Genomic DNA, 17,583 nt, shown 5'->3' on the forward strand with positions numbered 1-17,583 from the left:
GTTCGTAAATCCAATTTTCGTTTCCGTTCGTACCGATTACGTACGCTTCAAGGCGATGCAGTCAAAATTTCCAAGCTACAGGAGGGGATCGCATGCTTCAAGCATGCCGCAAAAAAAGCGCTAAATACTTGCTTGCGCTAGGAATGACATTAGGTGCCGTCTCATTGGGAGCAGGCGCAATGCCGGTCTCGGCAGCAGCGGCGGTAGAGCTGTATACGCCGTATCTTCAATTGTCCGCGCCGCCGGGGGATTCGATCGCATATTCGGTGGATATTATCAACCACGGCTCGTCTACCCAGACGGTGGATCTTGGTTTCGACGAGAAGGGCAACAAGTGGGATTACGAGCTGACGGCCGGAGGGCGTACCGTAAGCAAAATCGCGGTTAAACCGGGTGAATCGCAGACCGTAAACCTGCAGCTGGATGTTCCGCTCGAAATTAACAAAGGCGTATACCAGTTTCAAATGAATGCGGACGGCAGCGTTCTGCCGCTTGCCGTTCAAGTCTCCGAGCAGGGTACCTTCCGGACCGAGCTAACGACGGATCAGCCCAATATGCAGGGGCATTCGGATTCTACCTTTACCTTCAGCGCGACGCTTCGCAACCGCACGGCCGAAAAACAAACCTACGCGCTCGCTGCCGGCGCAGCCGCCGGCTGGGATGTGACGTTCAGCGACGGCAGCAACAGCGTGACCTCGGTTGAGGTCGACGCCAACGGCCAGAAGACGATTACGATTAGCGCGAAACCGCCTCAATCGGTTAAGGCCGGTACTTATGACATCCCTATATCCGCTTCCAATAACTCTACAAACGGCAGCACAACGGTAGAAGCCGTCGTAACCGGCACTTACGACCTTGCGTTAACGACGCCTAACGATCTATTAAGCACAAAGGTGACCGCCGGCTCTACGCGCAAGCTTGACCTGGTCGTCACCAACAAAGGATCAGCGGAGCTTAAGCAAGTGGCGATGACCGCGGAAAGTCCTACCGACTGGGAGGTTACCTTCGAGCCTTCGACCATTGCTTCCATCAAGCCGGGAGAAACCGCCCATGTTCAAGCCACCATTAAAGCGGATAAAAAAGCACTCGCAGGCGACTACGTGGTGAACGTCAATGCTGCTGCCCCGGAAAAATCCGCCGATGCGCAGTTCCGCGTCGCCGTGAAATCCTCGGTCCTCTGGGGCTGGATCGGCATTGTCATTATCCTGGCTGTTATCGCGGCGATCTACGGCTTATTCCGTAAATTCGGGAGGCGGTAACGATGGAGTCATTCGCCAAGGCACCGATTATTGAAATGTCCCGGCTGACGAAAAGATACGGCGAGCAAACGGCCGTGAACCAGCTGGATCTGACAATTCAAAGAGGGGAAGTATACGGTCTTCTTGGCCCCAACGGCGCGGGCAAAACAACAACCATTCTGATGATGCTGGGACTGACGGAGCCAAGCTCCGGCAAAGTCAGGGTATGCGGGCTTGATCCGGCTAGGCAGCCGCTTGAGGTGAAGCGAAGAGTAGGCTATATGCCGGATGATGTAGGATTTTATGAAGACCGCACGGCGCTTGACAATTTGCTTCTAACGGCAAGACTAAACGGCATTCCTATCGAGGATGCCAGGATTCAGGCACTGGAGCTGCTTGAGCGGGTTGGCCTTCAGCATACGCTGACCAAGAGGGTTGGCGCATTCTCGAGAGGGATGCGGCAAAGGCTTGGCATTGCCGATGTGCTGATCAAGAAGCCGGAAATTATTATTCTCGACGAGCCAACGCTTGGCATTGACCCGGAAGGGGTACGCGAACTGCTCGAGCTGATTGAACAATTAAGCCGGAACGAAGGGCTAACCGTCCTGCTGTCCTCCCACCATCTTCATCAGGTTCAGCAAATATGCGACCGGGTAGGCTTGTTTGTTCAAGGCAAGCTGATTGCTTCCGGCAACATCGAATCCTTGGCGAAGCAGCTGGACGATGACGGCAGCGTCACGGTCGAGCTGTCCGCCGCCCCATGGTCCAAGGAGCTGGATGATCGCCTTTCCAGCCTTGACGGTCTTCTTACGTATAAAGGTCCTGCCGCTTGGGATCATGCTTATAGCAGCGTTCAGCCATTGGAAGCCGTAATCACGGGCACGCGCGATCTAACCTCGGAGGCGGCCCGGACCGTGCTCGACTGCGGGGCTTCCTTGTTCGGCATTCGCCGCAAGCAATACGGTCTGGACGATATTTATCACCGTTACTTCGAAGGAGGGGGACAGCTTGAACGCAGCAACAGCATTCAATAGCGGCTTTTGGAAAAAGCTTGCCCGCCGATTAAACGGCAGCCCGGTTCAAACGACTGAAAGCCGGCGCCGCAACTACTCTCCCTTTTGGGTGCTGGTCCGGAAGGAATTCGGCGACCATCTGCGGAGCTGGCGCTTCACGATTCTAATCGGCATTATAACGTTGGCCTGCATTGGCTCCATCTATGCCGCAGTGACCGCTATTCAAGCGGGCGTCAAATCGCAGCAGACGGATACCTCCTTTTTGTTCCTGCAAATGTTCACCGCTTCGGACGGCTCGCTGCCGACGTTTGTCACCTTCGTCTCGTTTCTGGGGCCGCTGATAGGGATCGCTCTCGGCTTTGACGCCGTCAATACGGAGCGCAGCAAAGGAACGCTGAGCAGGCTGCTGTCGCAGCCTTTGTACCGGGATGACTTTATCCTGGCGAAATTCACGGCATCGCTGCTGTTAATCTCTGTGGTGCTGTTTTCACTCGGGCTGCTTGTCATGGGACTTGGCCTGTTTGTTATCGGTTATCCGCCAACACCGGAGGAAGTACTTCGTGTTCTATGCTTCCTCATCGTAGCTATTGTTTATGTAGGCTTCTGGCTGAACCTTTCGATTATCTTCTCCATCCGGTTCAGGCAGACGGCCACATCCGCGTTGTCGGGTATTGCGCTTTGGATTTTCTTCTCGGTATTCTACAGCATGATTATCGGACTGATTGATAAAGCGACTGCGCCCGCCGATTCGGCCGGCATCGGCGCGCAGATCAGCCACTTTAACGGGATGCTTCTGCTCAACCGCGTATCGCCTTCTTATCTGTTCTCGGAGGCTACCAGCACGCTGCTGATGCCGGGCGTCAGATCGCTTGGCCCGCTGACCACCGAGCAGGTTGTTGGGGCGATAGCAAGTCCTCTGCCCCTTATGCAAAGCATCCTGCTGTCCTGGCCGCAGCTTATTTGTCTCATTGCCGAGACGGCAATCTGCTTTGCCATCTCTTACGTGCTGTTCATGCGCCAGGAAATCCGTTCGCGGGCATAACCAAAAAAGCTTTCCCCGCTCTTCATCGGGAGCGCCGGGAAAGCTTTTTTCCTTATTCACTCGGATACTGCTCCAAAAGCTCGCCCGTCTGCGAACGTGCAAGGATAACGGAATCCGGCCCTTCCTCTTCCTCAGATAAATTGAACCAGAATCTCTCGCCGGCCCCGTATTCAATGATTTGGCAAGGCAGTTCCTTGCCGCTCGACCTGCTCTTAATCCACATGCTTGCAATCCCAGGATCATAGATTTTTCCGTAATACATACCTGCGTAATACGGCACATCGCCGTTAAATCCGTTAAAGGACCAACCAAACTTATGCTCTCTCGGCTCCGCCGAAGTGGAGCCGCCAGTAAAATGCCAGCCGAATATAGTCTTCTTCAATTGCGCGATTCCGAAATACTCCGGATAAGTGCCCCAGTCATAAAACACGATGGCATTCTTCTTCCCCAGCTTTTCAATATGAGCTACCCTTGCCATCGGCTGGTTCAGGGATAGCGCGGCCCTTTCCATTCCTTGTTCACCGCTTTGGCGAATGATTATTAAGGAACAAACTAATAACGCTAAGATAAAGCACAACAGCATTATTTTTGATTTTTTAGCCAAGTCTCCTGCCTCCTTCCAAACCATTCCACCTTAAAGACGCAATCGAATTCATTATGTTGCGGCAACAGCTATACTGCAAAACAAAAGGACTGTCCCTGTATCATCAATCGTGAAGGGACAGTCCTAGTTTTTTCTCAACATACGTTGGATTTCCTCCAGTAAAATCCGGATAAAAGCAAAGGCTTTAGTGCTACGTTGGAGTCACTCATACTGCGGAGGTGTATCCAATGCAGACCGAGTTGCTTGTTAAAAACGCCCCGGTATGCTGTAGTAAATCCAATGTAGCTCTCTCCCTACATCGTTTATACCTTCACCGACCTGGCTTGTTCCCGGTAATCAATCGGGGCGAGGCCCGTAACGCTTTTGAATACCCGGTTGAAATGGCGGATATTCCCAAAGCCGGTACTCTCCGCGATAATGGTCACCTTTTCGTTGGAGGACACAAGGCGCCTCTTCGCTTCGGAAACTCTAAGCTCGGTCCAGTACTCGACTAAAGAGCTCCCCGTCCGTTGCTTGAACAACGTCGACAGATAAGCCGGGTTCAAATAAACCTTCTCCGCGACTTGCGTCAGCGACAAAGGCTCGTGATAATGCTGGTTCACGTACCGGATGACTTTCTCGATCGGATCATGGTCGGCGTTCTTCTGCCCGTTTGCAATACATTCAGCCAGCTTCTCCAGATAAGCGCTGCAGCAATCGATCAGCTCCGTGCGGGAAGTGAGGGAACAAATCTCCAGCAGCACCGCCTGGATCGCGCGGTCGCCAAGCCAGCTTTGCGTCAGCTCCAGCTTCTCCGCTTCCTCATACCCGTGAATCAGGAGCTTGCAAATCTGCTGGTGAATCGCTTCCGGACTTCTGGCTTGCGAGCAGAGAGCGGTTACGAAAGAAGCCGCGTATTGTTTTGTCCGTTCCGGCTTTCCTTGCTGAATCGAGGACTCGAGCAGCTCAAGCGGCAGCTCGGCGAGCGAGCTCCAAGCCATCTCCCCTTCGCCTTCCTTCATCCTCGAATAGCTGATCACGCGGTCACCGCCTACGATTAAACGGTGCAGCTGGGCGACCTTCGCTTCCTGGAACGATTGCGGAATTTCCTTAATTCCGCTTACGGTTCTGCCTAATCCAATCGTTACGGTTAATCTCGACAAGGAAATCATCCGTCTGCGGATCGTCTCCGACAGTTCGAACAGCGGGTCCCCCGCCTCCGGCTGGCCGGGCAGATTAACTAACGCCACAACCTCGGTCTCGGATAAAATAAACGAAAAACCTTTTGCCCGCTGATCCAAGAGCTCTTGGACAATCTGCTGAATATACAGCTGAAACAAGCTTGGATCGGCTTTCTCATACCGTTCCTTGTCGAGCAGGTCTTTATCCAGCTTAATAATCATGCAGGCAAAACACGGCTCTTGAAAGGTAACGCCGATTCTCGCCAGCAAGGCCAGATCCGTCTCGTTCACGTAGCCCTTAAGCAGCCCTGCCACCAGATGCTCGCTTACATGCTGGCGGATGATCCGCGCATCGGCCGGCTCCGCCGTGTACAGTTCGGGTACCTGCTGCTGGGACATGGCGAGCTCGTTCTCCAGCTTCCCCAGCGTCTTGAACAGCTCCTCCCGCTCCACGGGCTTCATCAGATAATCCCGAACTCCGTGGCGGAGCGATTGCTGCAAATACGTAAATTCGTCAAAGCCGCTAAGAACGATAACAAGCAGCTTCGGAAACCGCTCCTTCGCGATTTGAATCAGCTGCAGCCCGTCCATCCGGGGCATCCGGATATCCGTCAATAACACGTCGGGTTTGAGGCTCTCCACCATTTCCAGAGCTTCGTACCCATCCTTCGCTTCGCCTGCAACCTGCCAGCTGCCGGAAGAGGACTCGATGATTTTACGAAGTCCCCTGCGGAATATCGCCTCATCGTCAACAATCAGAATGTTTGGCATGCGCCTGTCTCCTCCCTATCCCGTCATTGAAATAGCGATTGGCATCGTTAAGATGACCTTTAATCCTTGGAACGGCATACTCTCCAGCTGCAGACCGTATTGCTCGCCGTAATGCAGACGGATTCTGCGGTGAACGTTCATGAGACCGTTGCCGGAAGTGCCTCCGAGGTCATGGATTTTATCCAGCCGCTTGCGCATCGCGCTTAGCTGCTCGCTGGTCATGCCTATGCCGTCGTCCTCAATGACGATCATGAGCATCCCCTGCTCCTGATAGCAGGACAATTGAATCCTTCCTTCGCCGATCCCTTTATCAAGCCCGTGATTAATGGCATTTTCTACGATCGGCTGAATCATAAGCGGAATAACCGGGCAGCCGTGCAACGATTCATCCACCTCGAGGCGGAAATCAATCCGGTCGTCGTAACGCATCTTCTGAATGGTCATGTAACCTTTTACATGGTCCAGCTCATCGCGCAGCGTTACGATTTCCTTGCGCCCGCTTAACGAATATCGAAGCAGACGGCTTAAATTATTCGTCATCGTAACCACTTCCCTATTGCCCTCCACTTCGGCATACATGGAGATCGAACCAAGCGTGTTGTACAGAAAATGCGGATTAATCTTGCTCTGCAGCGCGGCGATCTCGGCATCCTTTTCCCTGATTTCCGTCTCGTACAGCCGGTAACCCAGCTCGCTCAGATGAGACACCATCATGTTAAAGGCATTGCCCAGCTGGCCAACCTCGTCCCACTGCCGGACCGGGAACGATACCTTAAGATCGCCCCTCTCCACCTTGCGCATAAGCGACCGCAGCATCCGGAGCGGACTTGTAATTCTGAACGCGATAAAAACCGACAGCAGCACGGCAAGTCCAACACAAATGCCGCCGATCAGTATGATCGAGTTGCGGACCATGAGACTGTCCTTCATCAACACCGATACCGGTACGACGCCAACGGTGGTCCAGCCCGTTACCTCCGAGCTGACATGGGCGACAAGCAGGCTTTTTCCGTCTACCTTATGATGAGAGACGCCTTCATTCGATAAGCCTTCGATCACGGGATAGATCGTCGTTTTTTCCTTGCGCAGCACCAGATCTCCGGCACTGTCCGTCATGTACAGCGACTCCTTGCTTCCCAGACTGACCTGAGACAGCAGCTTGCGCACTTCCGCGGGATCGATGTCAATCACGATATAGCCAAGCGTATCCCCGCTGTCGAAACTCCTTAGCTCACGGGCAATCGAGAATACTTGATAGGCCGTCCCGCTTGTCGACTTTACTTCATGGGTGGTTATAAATGTCGGCTGGCCGAAGCGCCCCTTTGCCTTCTCCAGCCATTCCGTATTGCCGCCAAGCTGATAAGTCGTCATGTATTGGCTTTCCGGCAGCACGACATAAGAGGCGCCATGCTCGCCGAATAAGGAAATGCCCATAATATCGACACGCCCGTTCAGAAACACCTTGGAGACAAAGTTGTTCAAATCATCGATTTCCTGCAGGGACAAGGCTTCGCCGGGTTTCCTGGACGTTGCGAGAAAATCCAGAATCTCCTGATATTGATACGGCATCAGCGACAGCCGGTTCAGCTCATTCATATACGTATCGATATTCAGCGTCACCTGCTTCAGCATCTGAAGCTGATACTTGCCGACCTGCTCCTCCATCTTGGACGCAAAGATCGAGAAGGACCACGCTCCGATCACTCCCAGCGGTACCACAATAAGAAGCACGTTGACGAGAATAAGCTTGCGGGCAAGCGCAAGATTTTTGAACCATTGCTGCAAGCGTCTGTAGATTGTCATCATCGCTCACCCCGCTTATTTCGACAGCTCAAGATTGATTTGCTTCTCGGTTGCCTGGAGCACCTGCTCGGGCGTCTGTTGACCGTAGATCATCCGCTCGAACTGCCGAATGATGACCTCGATAAAACTATGCTGCTTCGTATGCTTTGGCCAGAAGGCGACGGAATTGGCCGCGGCGGCGTAATCGCTGCGGTAATCCAGCGATTTGAACGCATCCGATTCCATTACCGCGTTGACGCTTGGAACATGGCCCGCTTCCGCCCATTTGGCGCCATGTTCCGCCAGCCAGTTCATGAACAGCATTGCGGCGTCCCGTTTCTCCTGCGGCATATCATGCTGCGACGGAATCGCCAGCGTATGGGAATCCGCCCAAGCAGCGGGCTTATCATAGATGGTAGGCAGGGGCACAACGCCGAAGTTCAGGGCGTCGTTTTTCTCAAGCGCGCCGGTTGCCCATACGCCCGTAATAAGCACTGCCGCTTTTCCTTCATTAAATAGCTTGAAGGAATCCGGAATGTTAGGCGGTATCAGCCTGCTCTTATACAGCCCTTCAACATAGTTTAACGCCTTCAGGGCAGCCGGGTTGTTAAGCACCGCCTTGGTGCCTTCCGCGTTATAGAACTTCCCGCCGCCTTGAATCTGGTTATACAGACTCCACCACAGCCACACGGCATCGATTCGGGTGCTCGGCTGGGCAAGCGGGGCGACATCGTTAGGGATGGCCTGCTTGATTTGCTGCAGGAAACGGGTAAATCCGTCTTCCCCGCCTTGAAGCACCGGCTTGCCCAACGCGTTAAGAACACCGGCCTGCTGCAGATAGGTTTTGTTGTAATACATGACAAGCATATGGGTATCGAGCGGCACGGCATACGGCTTCCCTTGGAAGGATACCGCCTTCATCCCTGCTTTGTTATATACGTTCCAATCCAGACCCGCTTCTTGCGCAGGGCCGGATAAATCTTCAATGTAACCGTTCTGCACGAATTGAGGCAGGGAGCTTGCGTGAATAATGGCCACATCCGGCGCGTTGCCGGAAAGAATGGCCGTTCGCAACCGCGAATAATAGTCGTCCAGCCTGGAATTCATCTGGACGACTTGAATGTCTTCGTGCTCTTTATTAAATTGATCGACCATCTCGGTCATAAACAAATTGTCTCCCCCGCTGAAGGGGGTCCAATAATTAAGCTGAATAGCGGGAGCTTTAGGCTCGGCGGATGCCGATGCGTTGTTTTTGTTAGGGCTGCAGCCAGTCAGGGTAAGGCTTGCCGCAAGGATGATACTTAAACCTGATGTAAGATAAGAGCGAGGGGACAAGCCTCTCATGACAGCGCCTCCTAAAAGAATTGTGAAGCAATTAGGTTAGTAGAATTGCTGTACAATTCTTGCTTCGTAAGCGTTACTAAGAATTGTGAAGCAATTAGGTTAGTAGAATTGCTGTACAATTCTTGCTTCGTAAGCGTTACTAAGAATTGTGAAGCAATTAGGTTAGTAGAATTGCTGAACAATTCTTGCTTCGTAAGCGTTACTAAGAATTGTGAAGCAATAGGTTAGTAGAATTGCTGAACAATTCTTGCTTCGTAAGCGTAATCCTATTGTGCGGAACTTCTCAAGATGTCCATATAATCGACATGCACCTCTGCAGTCGCATTCTCAAGTATAATGGCGTTCTTGCCCGCCTTCAATTGCAAGGTGACCGATTGAGTCTGGTAATTGTTGCGTTTTCCGTTTGGAAAAACAATTCTTTTCGCTTTGCTGCCGCTGCCGTCTACGCGAACCTGAAGCTCAGCGTCATTGCCGGAGGAATTGGCGGCCGCAAGCCTAATCTCATAAGATCCGCTTACGGGCACTTGAATGTTGGCAAAACGCAAGCCCTCGCCTTCACCCGGCGTAATCACGGCTTTGCCTCCCGCTGAAGAGAACAGATTCTCCTCCGCTTCGCCTCGCGCTCCCGCCGCGGCATATTCCGCTTCGTATCTTGGAACCTCAATGGCATCAATTTCCCCTTGCCCGCCGGCAATTGCGATATGGATCTCATTCATGCCCGCCGCAAGCGAAATGTCGGCGTAAGCGCAGCCCTTTCCATCCGTTTCGGGAAGTTCAACATCCGCGGCTTGTTCGCCATTGACGCTAACGCTTGCTTGAAGCTTTTCTCCCGTATCGTTCCGATAATGAATAAGAAGAGGGGCCGTAGTATGGATGGTGGAAGGAATCAGATCAAAGCTTGCGTCGGCAGAGGCTGCCGCCGCCTTGAATACCCCCATTCCCGCAGGGACCTCAATGGCTGTATCGAGACTTAACGGCTTGCCGATCCGTAAATTCCCGGCTTCATCCCATGCCAGCTTCTGCGCGCGTGCCTTCCGGTTGCCCCAGCCGTCCGTAGGCGCGGTTGTTGCGTGATAAACGATCCACTGCTCCGTAACGTCAGGCGAGGTTACGAAGGAATTATGCCCCGGACCGTAAACGCCGGCGTCATCGTCCATCTTCAGAATCGGCTCCTGCGCTTTCGTCCAGTTCGAAGCCACCAGCGGATCCGCGCCTTCCTTCAGCGACAGCATGCCAAGCGCGTAAAACGGCGTCCAGCTGCCCGCTCCCGAATACACGATATGAACCTGGCCATTATGATGGAGAATCGAATGCCCTTCATTAATATAAGGAGGGCCTCCGGCTTTCTCCCATTCCAGATCGGGCTCGGATAAAAGGACGCGAGGGCCGCTGATGGTCAGTGGATCGCTCATCGGGGCGATATACGTATTTTGCTGCACGTTAATATCGCCTTCCCAGCCGGACCATACAAAATACAGCTTGTCGTTCAGCTCCATCGCGAGTCCGTCAATCGCCCATTTATCGGTGTCATCCTTCACCTGACCTTTAAACGTATAGCTCCCCATCGGATCATCGGTGTTCGCTTCAAGGACAAACATCCTGTGGTTCTCGTTCTGACCGTCGTCAGCGGCGAAATAGACGTACCATTTCCCTTGCAGGAACTGGATTTCCGGCGCCCACAGCTCAGCCGAATAATTGGTTCCGATGTCCGGGTACCAGACAACCTTCCGCTCCGCCTGCTTGAAATCGATGGTACGGGATTTCATGACCATGATATCCGCGCCGTTATGCGTAAACGTCATATAATAGTAGCCGTCCTTGTACACCACGGCGGGGTCCGGCGTATCGATCTCCGCCAGCGTATTTTTGAACGTACCGCCATGGCCTTTATAATCGGCCGCAACCTGGCTTGTTTCGTTTGCGCTATCTTTCATTGCCCACACTCCTATGCCAGCCGCCGCGACCAGCAGCAACGCTGCTGTCAGGACAGCCCATCGTTTTGCGTTCATTTCACACCTGCTTGCGTAATGGCCTTAACGAACGAGCGCTGGCCTACGATAAAGATGATAAATACCGGCAGCGTGGCGATAACCGTCATCGACATCAGCTTGCCGTATGCCTGCGTATAGCTGCCTTGCGCCATCATCGCAATGCCTGCCGTAATCGTGCGCATCTCCGGCGAGGTTGTGGAATAAAGCGGCCATACGAAATCATTGTAAATGCCCATAAAGGTAAAGATCGCGAGCGTAACCATAATGGATACCGAGGCAGGAAGCAGAATCCGGGAGTAAATCTGCCATTTGTTTGCGCCGTCGATTCGTGCGGCCTCTTCGATCTCCTTCGGAAACGCCGTGAAGAACTGGAACAGCAGAAATACGCCAAATGCGCCGGACGAATAAGGAAGAATAAGCGCCGCATACGTATTGATCCAGCCAAGCGCGTTAAATTCCATGTACATCGGCAGGAACGTCAGGACGCCGGGAATCATCATGGAACCGATAAACATAGGGAACATCAGCTTTTTAAAAGGCAAATCCTGCAGACGGGCAAGCGCGTAGGCCGCCATTGACGAGAAGAGCAGCACAATCGCCGTGCCGGCGACGCCTACAAACAAAGAGTTCGAGATCCAGCGCGTAATCGGTACGTTCATCAGGTTGCCTTTTAACCCGTCCAAGTAGTTCTCGAACGTTGGTTTTTTCGGAATCAGACTCATCTGTCCGGCAAGAGCCTCGAAATCGTTCTTGAAGGAAGTGGACAACATCCAAATGAGCGGAAGCAGGAAAATAACCGCTATGATGACTGCTACGAGAACAAGTAATGTTTTTTTCATGCCCCTACTCCTTCCTTCCGTAAGCGATTTTGTACTGGACAGCCGACACGATAATAATGATAAGCGCCATCAGAATCGCCATCGCCGAAGCCGAACCAACCTGCTTGCCCTTAAACGCTTCGTCCAGCACGTTCATAAGCAGAACCTTGGTGCTGTCGCCGGGCCCGCCGCGTGTGAGGAGGAACGGCTGCGCGTACACGTTAAACGAGGCAATCGTCGAAGTAATAATGATAAACAGCATAACCGGTCGGATCGACGGCAGGGTGATGCTGACGAACCGTTTCCAAGCATTCGCGCCGTCAATCGAAGCCGCCTCGTAATAATCTTCCGGCACCTCATTCAACGCGTTGGTGAAAATAATCATATTAAAGCCAATCGTCCACCACAGCGTGGTCAATACGAGCGACACCCATACCCACGGCAGATCCGTCAGCCACGCAACCGGATTGATATGAAGCTTGGCCAGCAAACCGTTCAGGAAGCCCGCGTTCGTATCGAACATCATCAGCCAGATTACGGCCATTACCGATCCGGAGATGGCGTAAGGCATGAAGTAAAACGTTCGGAAAAGCCCGCGGATCCGCTTCGGCAGCTGATTCAGCAGCAAAGCGAGCGCAAGGCCAAGAACAACCAGCAGCGGAACCGAATACAGAACGAATTGCACCGTATTCCATAGACCGGTCGTAAACTGCTCGAACAAATAAGAGCCGGGCGTAAAGATTTTAACGTAATTATCGAAGCCTACGAATTTATGCGTATCCGACAGCAGCTCGAAGTTATGGAACGAAATATAAATACCGTATAAGATCGGGATCAGCAGAAAAGCGCAAAAGCTGAGCAGGTACGGCAGTACGAACAAGGTTGACGTTAAGCGGGATTGCAAAGAGCTCTTGACCATTACAGCTCCTCCATTCGGATTAAAGGTATAAACAGAGGGACGAAGAAGCTGGTTGTCAGCCTCTTCGTCCTGCCGTTGCTTATTTTTTCATCGCTTGTCTGGACTTCGCTACGGCATCGTCCAACGCTTTTTGAGCGTCCTTCTTGCCAAGCAGCGCGTTGCTCAGTTCGCCCCAGATCGGATCGGAGATCGTTCCCCAGTTCAGTACGTTTGGCGCGAATTGAACGTAATCGAACGATTTCGCCACGTTGCTTTGCATGTCGAGAGCTTTGAATTCCGCGCTTTCCAGCATTGGCTTGGAAGCCAGCGCTTGACCGGAAGCCGCCCAATCCATCGAGTTGGTCGATACGTATTTCAGGAAGTCGCCGATGCCTTTCACGACATTTGCGTCTGTTACGCCTTTAGGCAGTACGAAGTTATGGGAGCCTGCGTATACCGCTTGTTTAGCCTTGCCGATTTGCGGAACCGGTGCTACGCCGTAGTTAATGCCCGCTTCGTCGAATTGGCCTTTCATCCAAGGACCGTTAAATTGAATCGCGTTTTTGCCTTGCAGGAACAGCGTATTTTCTCCGTCCTGTTGAACGTTGCCAGGCGATACGCCTTTGTCCACGAGACCGCGCATCCATTGCACCATCTCAACCGCTTCAGGCGAGTTGTAGGCTACGTCCGTGCCGTTCCACAGGTCGCCGCCGTTTTGCCATACCAGCGTCGGGAAAATAAATTGCTGCGGCCAAAGCGTTGGAACGACATAGCCGTACACGCCTTTCGATTTGTCTGTAAGCTTCTCAACGTCGGCTTCGAATTCGGCACGGTTGGTTGGCGGAGCCGTAATGCCTGCTTTATCGAACAAATCCTTGTTGTAGTACATGACGAGCGGATGGATGTCGAGCGGAATGCCGTACCATTTGCCGTCGATTGTCTCGTAGTTCACCGGAGCTTCTACATAGTCCGCTTTATTAATCGAAGCTGCCGCCGCCAGATCGTCCATCGGCTGAAGCTGGCCTTTGTTCACGTAAGTCGGAATTTGGTCGACGTGCATGATTGCCAGGTCCGGACGGTCTTTGCCCGCGCTCATCGCTACGTCAAGCAGCTTGTAGTATTCGCCGTTCGGCTGAATGACAAGTTTCACTTTGTACGTGTCCTGCGAAGAGTTGTATTTCTCTACAATCTTCTTCATGAATTCGCCGTCGGCACCGGAGAACGGTGTCCAGAACAGGATGTCGGCTTTCTCCGCTTTCGCGTCTCCGCTATTTCCCGCAGCCGCGTTTGTGCCGCTGTTTGCCTGGTTGTTCGTGCCCGCGTCTTTGCCGCCGTTGTTGCTGTTGCTTCCGCAGCCTGCTGCCGCTATAAGGCTAAGTGCGATAAGCGAAGTACCCAAAAGCTTCATCGATTTCTTCATGTTCGCTTCCCCCTAGAATGTGTGTCGTTCTTTCTGATACTCATTCTAGCCGGCCGGGGTTAGCGCGCCCATGTCGCTTTTTTAGAAGGAGTGGACATATTTTTAGATCGTTGCGAAAAAATTTGTCCCCCTCCTGAACGCAAAACCCCGGACAGCTGGGAGAATTTTCTCGTGCTGTCCGGGGTTTGTCAGTAAGCGGCGGATTCGCCGGTCTTTACGATGCGCGGCATCGTTAAGCACGCGAGCACCTCGCTTTTGCGGGACCTTAACGATGCGACGTATCGTTAAGCCCGCTCAATAGTGCCTTTTGGGCCGGAAATCCGGCCAATCCGCGAACCTTTACGATGCGCGGCATCGTTAAGCGCACGAGCGCCTTGCTTTTGTATGTCCTTAACGATGCGCCGCATCGTTAAGCCCGCTCAAAAATGGCCGCTCCGGCCGAAACTCGGCCATTTTCCGCGGAAACGAGCCGGTCGCGTCGACCAGCTGCCACCAAAGCCGCGTACTATTTGCCTTCGTTGATCGCTTTGATCAACTCAAGCGGCACCTTCGGCTTGCGGTCGTACGTCAGCAGACCGTTGATCTCCTGCTCGACGTCCGTCAGCTGCGTATAGCAGTAGCCTTGGACAACGCCGGAGAAAATAAGCGGCTGAATAACATTGCGGAGGCGTTCAACAAAGTCCTCGTCGCTCGATGCGCCGGAGTAACCCCAGCCTTCCCAGTCGCTCTTCTTGTAGGCAATGCCGCCGAACTCGGTGACGATGATCGGCTGCCCGTCGTATTCGTAGCCCGCTACGCTAAGGCGGCGGTTAGCCGGCATAGCCGACACGGCTTTTTCCACGCTGCCGTAACGGTCTTCGAGCACTTCGCGTCTCCACTCGTAATCGTGGATGTTATACAGGTCCGTTGCTACCATCTCCCAGCCGTCATTGGAGATGACAAGGCGGGTGGGGTCAATCGACTTGGTCAAATGGTACATCGCAAGCGCATGCTGCTGCTGACGAACGTCGACCTGAATGTTAGGAACGCCCCAGCTCTCGTTCAGCGGTACCCATACGGCGATGCATGGATGGTTGAAGTCGCGTTCGATCGCTTCCTGCCATTCCTTCGTAATGCGGCGAACATATTCTTCGGAGTAGTCGCAAGCGTTCGCCATTTCGCCCCATACGATAAGCCCCAGCTTGTCGCACCAGTACAGGAAGCGCGGGTCTTCAACCTTCTGATGCTTGCGCGCGCCGTTGAAGCCCATTTCCTTCATCAGCAAGACATCCTGCTTGATCGCCTCGTCCGAAGGTGGCGTCAGGTTGCCGTCCGGGAAGTAGCCTTGATCCAGAACAAGCTTGCTGTAGTAAGGACGGTTATTCAGATTGAACTTGCCGTTCTCAAGCGAGATTTTCCGCATGCCGAAGTAGCTTGTTACGCGGTCAACCTCGGCTCCTTCAACAGACAGCACGTATTCGACATCGTACAAATTAGGACGCTCCGGCCACCAGAACCGGTCCATGCCATGGTCGTTCAAGCCGCTTAGCTTAATCTTCCGGCTTTCTTCTCCCGCACGCACTTGATACGTATCTTCCGACACAACCTCTCCGGCAAAGGAAATCTTTACCGACAGGCTGACATTTTTCATTCCTTGCGCAAATCCGCCGACAAACGAACGGATCTGAATTTCGTTTGTATCGATATCCGCTACGTATTTCACTTTGCGAAGATGAACCGGCGATACCGCCTCCATCCACACGGACTGCCAGATGCCCGTTGTACGGGTATACCAGATCGAACGGGATTTCTCTTCCCAGAACTGTTTGCCGCGCGGCAGGAATACATCCGTGCCGTGATCCACTGCTTTGACCACAAGCGTGTCGTCGCCGTCTGCGCGCAAAGCATCCGTAACGTCAGCCTGGAAAGGCGTATGACCGCCTTCATGGGAAGCTACCAATTGGCCGTTCACCCATACATAAGCTTCATAATCAACGGCGCCGAAATGAAGCACCACCCGTTTGCCTTGGAAGGACTTCGGAATTTCGAGCTTTCTGCGGTACCATACCACATCATGAAAACCCGGATCGCCAATGCCGCTTAATTCGCTTTCGAAGCTGAACGGCACTTGGATTTTTTTCGAAAAGCTCCTGCTGCCCGAATGCCAGCCTTCTGCGCTGCCTGCGCGCGCATCGTCAAATTCAAATTCCCATTCCCCGTTCAGGCATTCCCATGCGTTACGGTTGAATTGAGGTCTAGGATATTCGGCTCTTGGCAAGTTGGTCATTTGTTACGCCTCCATTAGTTAACCATTTAGTTGTTATATTAACGAAATCATATGATTCTGTTGCCTATTTTATCGCCTGCCCTCTTAACCGTCAACTAAAAAGTTGTTTTATTAACAATTAGGTTATATAATAACCAAGACAACGGAAAGCGAGGAAACCGGCGTGCATATACAAGTCAGCACCAAATACATGACGATGCTTGAATGTTTTTCATCGGAAACGAGGGTGAAGATGATCGAGCTGCTTAATAACGGACCGATGAGCATCAAGGAGCTTGCGGAGACGCTAGGCTTGTCGTCGGCAATCGTAACAAAGCATATTCAGAAGATGGAGGAAGGCGGCCTGATCAAGACCGAGAGTTTGTCGGGAACCCGCGGGAGCCCAAAAATGTGCTCGCTTGCTATCGACTCGCTTACTTTGCAGCTTCAAACCTCTTCACAAGAAAAAGCTCTTATAGAAGAATCTAAATACACCGTAGAGATCCCGATTGGCCAATATTCGGATTATGCGGTCAAACCAACCTGCGGCCTTGCATCGGAGAGCAAAATTCTTGGGCTTGTGGATGATCCGAGATACTTCTCCGATCCGGAACGGATGAATGCGGCGCATCTCTGGTTCGGCAGCGGTTATGTCGAATACCGGGTTCCGAATTATCTGCATGCCGGACAAGCGGCTTCCCAGCTGGACATTTCGCTCGAGCTCTGTTCGGAAGCCCCTTCGTATAACGAGAACTGGCCTTCCGATATCAGCTTTTATATCAATGACATCGAGGTTGGCATATGGACTTGCCCTGGGGACTTCGGAAGCAAACGCGGGGCGCTGACGCCTTCCTGGTGGCAGCTTGGCACGCAAAACGGTCTGCTCAAAAGCTTGTCCGTTCAGCCAACCGGTACGTTTCTCGATGGCGTCAAGCTGTCCGACGTGACCCTTGCGGATGTCGGCCTTAAGCTTGGCGAGGATTTCCGCTTCAAGCTCGCCTCCCTCGAGACTGCCCGCCATTGCGGCGGAATCAGCCTGTTCGGCAGACATTTCGGCAACTACAAGCAGGATATTATGGTCAATGTTTATTACAAGGATAAGAGCAGAACCGAATCAAACTCATAAATAATAGCTATTGGTCCCGATAGCCGGCTCGATGAAACAGGAGAGCCGGCTTTTTCCGTTTTTTTATATCTAATTAGATATAAGAGACTTCAAAATTCCTTTGCTATACTACATTTTGAAAACGCTTACCA

Annotated in this window: 14 protein-coding genes; 4 read left to right on the forward strand and 10 right to left on the reverse strand. The window is 52.6% G+C overall.

The window, feature by feature from the left end; genetic code table 11:
• Nucleotides 1–92 precede the first annotated feature (92 nt).
• From WFK81_RS22360 to WFK81_RS22370, 3 genes are read left to right on the forward strand one after another with little or no spacing between them, the layout of a single operon-like run.
• Entirely contained in the window at nt 93–1,259 is a 1,167-nt protein-coding gene (locus WFK81_RS22360) for a COG1470 family protein (protein WP_336788593.1), read from the forward strand.
• Between the two features lie 2 nt (nt 1,260–1,261).
• On the forward strand, nt 1,262–2,272 hold the full coding sequence (locus WFK81_RS22365) for an ABC transporter ATP-binding protein (RefSeq protein ID WP_336788594.1): 1,011 nt from the start codon (nt 1,262–1,264) through the stop codon (nt 2,270–2,272).
• Nucleotides 2,247–3,293, forward strand: coding sequence for an ABC transporter permease (locus WFK81_RS22370; RefSeq protein ID WP_336788595.1), 1,047 nt, complete (start codon nt 2,247–2,249; stop codon nt 3,291–3,293). Before WFK81_RS22365 ends, WFK81_RS22370 begins: the two co-directional genes overlap by 26 nt.
• A 52-nt stretch (nt 3,294–3,345) precedes the next feature.
• On the opposite strand, the gene WFK81_RS22375 is transcribed toward WFK81_RS22370, so the two are convergent.
• From WFK81_RS22375 to WFK81_RS22420, 10 genes are all read right to left on the reverse strand, one after another.
• A complete protein-coding gene (locus WFK81_RS22375; protein WP_336788596.1) occupies nt 3,346–3,771 on the reverse strand; it encodes a hypothetical protein in 426 nt (141 codons plus the stop codon).
• Between the two features lie 428 nt (nt 3,772–4,199).
• Nucleotides 4,200–5,828 carry a response regulator gene (locus tag WFK81_RS22380; RefSeq protein ID WP_336788597.1) on the reverse strand — a complete coding sequence of 543 codons (1,629 nt, stop codon included), beginning with the start codon at nt 5,826–5,828 and terminating at the stop codon, nt 4,200–4,202.
• A 15-nt stretch (nt 5,829–5,843) separates the two neighbouring features.
• Nucleotides 5,844–7,631, reverse strand: coding sequence for a cache domain-containing sensor histidine kinase (locus tag WFK81_RS22385; RefSeq protein ID WP_336788598.1), 1,788 nt, complete (start codon nt 7,629–7,631; stop codon nt 5,844–5,846).
• Between the two features lie 15 nt (nt 7,632–7,646).
• Nucleotides 7,647–8,954 (reverse strand): ABC transporter substrate-binding protein, encoded by a 1,308-nt coding sequence (locus tag WFK81_RS22390; RefSeq protein WP_336788599.1) that lies wholly within the window; start codon nt 8,952–8,954, stop codon nt 7,647–7,649.
• A gap of 266 nt (nt 8,955–9,220) precedes the next feature.
• Nucleotides 9,221–10,963 carry a family 43 glycosylhydrolase gene (locus tag WFK81_RS22395; RefSeq protein WP_336788600.1) on the reverse strand — a complete coding sequence of 581 codons (1,743 nt, stop codon included), beginning with the start codon at nt 10,961–10,963 and terminating at the stop codon, nt 9,221–9,223.
• Nucleotides 10,960–11,784, reverse strand: coding sequence for a carbohydrate ABC transporter permease (locus WFK81_RS22400; RefSeq protein WP_336788601.1), 825 nt, complete (start codon nt 11,782–11,784; stop codon nt 10,960–10,962). The genes WFK81_RS22395 and WFK81_RS22400 overlap by 4 nt, the downstream gene beginning before the upstream one ends.
• Nucleotides 11,785–11,788: 4 nt before the next feature.
• A complete protein-coding gene (locus WFK81_RS22405; RefSeq protein ID WP_336788602.1) occupies nt 11,789–12,682 on the reverse strand; it encodes a carbohydrate ABC transporter permease in 894 nt (297 codons plus the stop codon).
• A 79-nt stretch (nt 12,683–12,761) separates the two neighbouring features.
• A complete protein-coding gene (locus WFK81_RS22410; RefSeq protein ID WP_336788603.1) occupies nt 12,762–14,081 on the reverse strand; it encodes an ABC transporter substrate-binding protein in 1,320 nt (439 codons plus the stop codon).
• A 284-nt stretch (nt 14,082–14,365) separates the two neighbouring features.
• Entirely contained in the window at nt 14,366–14,488 is a 123-nt protein-coding gene (locus tag WFK81_RS22415) for a hypothetical protein (RefSeq protein WP_336788604.1), read from the reverse strand.
• Between the two features lie 98 nt (nt 14,489–14,586).
• Nucleotides 14,587–16,347 (reverse strand): glycoside hydrolase family 2 protein, encoded by a 1,761-nt coding sequence (locus WFK81_RS22420; protein WP_336788605.1) that lies wholly within the window; start codon nt 16,345–16,347, stop codon nt 14,587–14,589.
• A 190-nt stretch (nt 16,348–16,537) separates the two neighbouring features.
• Between WFK81_RS22420 and WFK81_RS22425 the strand changes: the two genes are divergently transcribed.
• A complete protein-coding gene (locus WFK81_RS22425) occupies nt 16,538–17,452 on the forward strand; it encodes an ArsR/SmtB family transcription factor (RefSeq protein WP_336788606.1) in 915 nt (304 codons plus the stop codon).
• Nucleotides 17,453–17,583: the final 131 nt, after the last annotated feature.

Origin of the sequence: Paenibacillus sp. MMO-177, assembly GCF_037147795.1 — a bacterium.
Taxonomy (GTDB): Bacteria; Bacillota; Bacilli; order Paenibacillales; family Paenibacillaceae; genus Pristimantibacillus.

Coding starts and splice junctions, on each gene's coding strand:
- WFK81_RS22360 (WP_336788593.1), top strand. CDS start 93: ATGCTTCAAGCATGCCGCAAAAAAAGCGCTAAATACTTGCTTGCGCTA.
- WFK81_RS22365 (WP_336788594.1), top strand. CDS start 1,262: ATGGAGTCATTCGCCAAGGCACCGATTATTGAAATGTCCCGGCTGACG.
- WFK81_RS22375 (WP_336788596.1), bottom strand. CDS start 3,771: ATGGCAAGGGTAGCTCATATTGAAAAGCTGGGGAAGAAGAATGCCATC.
- WFK81_RS22380 (WP_336788597.1), bottom strand. CDS start 5,828: ATGCCAAACATTCTGATTGTTGACGATGAGGCGATATTCCGCAGGGGA.
- WFK81_RS22385 (WP_336788598.1), bottom strand. CDS start 7,631: ATGACAATCTACAGACGCTTGCAGCAATGGTTCAAAAATCTTGCGCTT.
- WFK81_RS22390 (WP_336788599.1), bottom strand. CDS start 8,954: ATGAGAGGCTTGTCCCCTCGCTCTTATCTTACATCAGGTTTAAGTATC.
- WFK81_RS22395 (WP_336788600.1), bottom strand. CDS start 10,963: ATGAACGCAAAACGATGGGCTGTCCTGACAGCAGCGTTGCTGCTGGTC.
- WFK81_RS22400 (WP_336788601.1), bottom strand. CDS start 11,784: ATGAAAAAAACATTACTTGTTCTCGTAGCAGTCATCATAGCGGTTATT.
- WFK81_RS22405 (WP_336788602.1), bottom strand. CDS start 12,682: ATGGTCAAGAGCTCTTTGCAATCCCGCTTAACGTCAACCTTGTTCGTA.
- WFK81_RS22410 (WP_336788603.1), bottom strand. CDS start 14,081: ATGAAGAAATCGATGAAGCTTTTGGGTACTTCGCTTATCGCACTTAGC.
- WFK81_RS22415 (WP_336788604.1), bottom strand. CDS start 14,488: ATGCGGCGCATCGTTAAGGACATACAAAAGCAAGGCGCTCGTGCGCTT.
- WFK81_RS22420 (WP_336788605.1), bottom strand. CDS start 16,347: ATGACCAACTTGCCAAGAGCCGAATATCCTAGACCTCAATTCAACCGT.
- WFK81_RS22425 (WP_336788606.1), top strand. CDS start 16,538: ATGACGATGCTTGAATGTTTTTCATCGGAAACGAGGGTGAAGATGATC.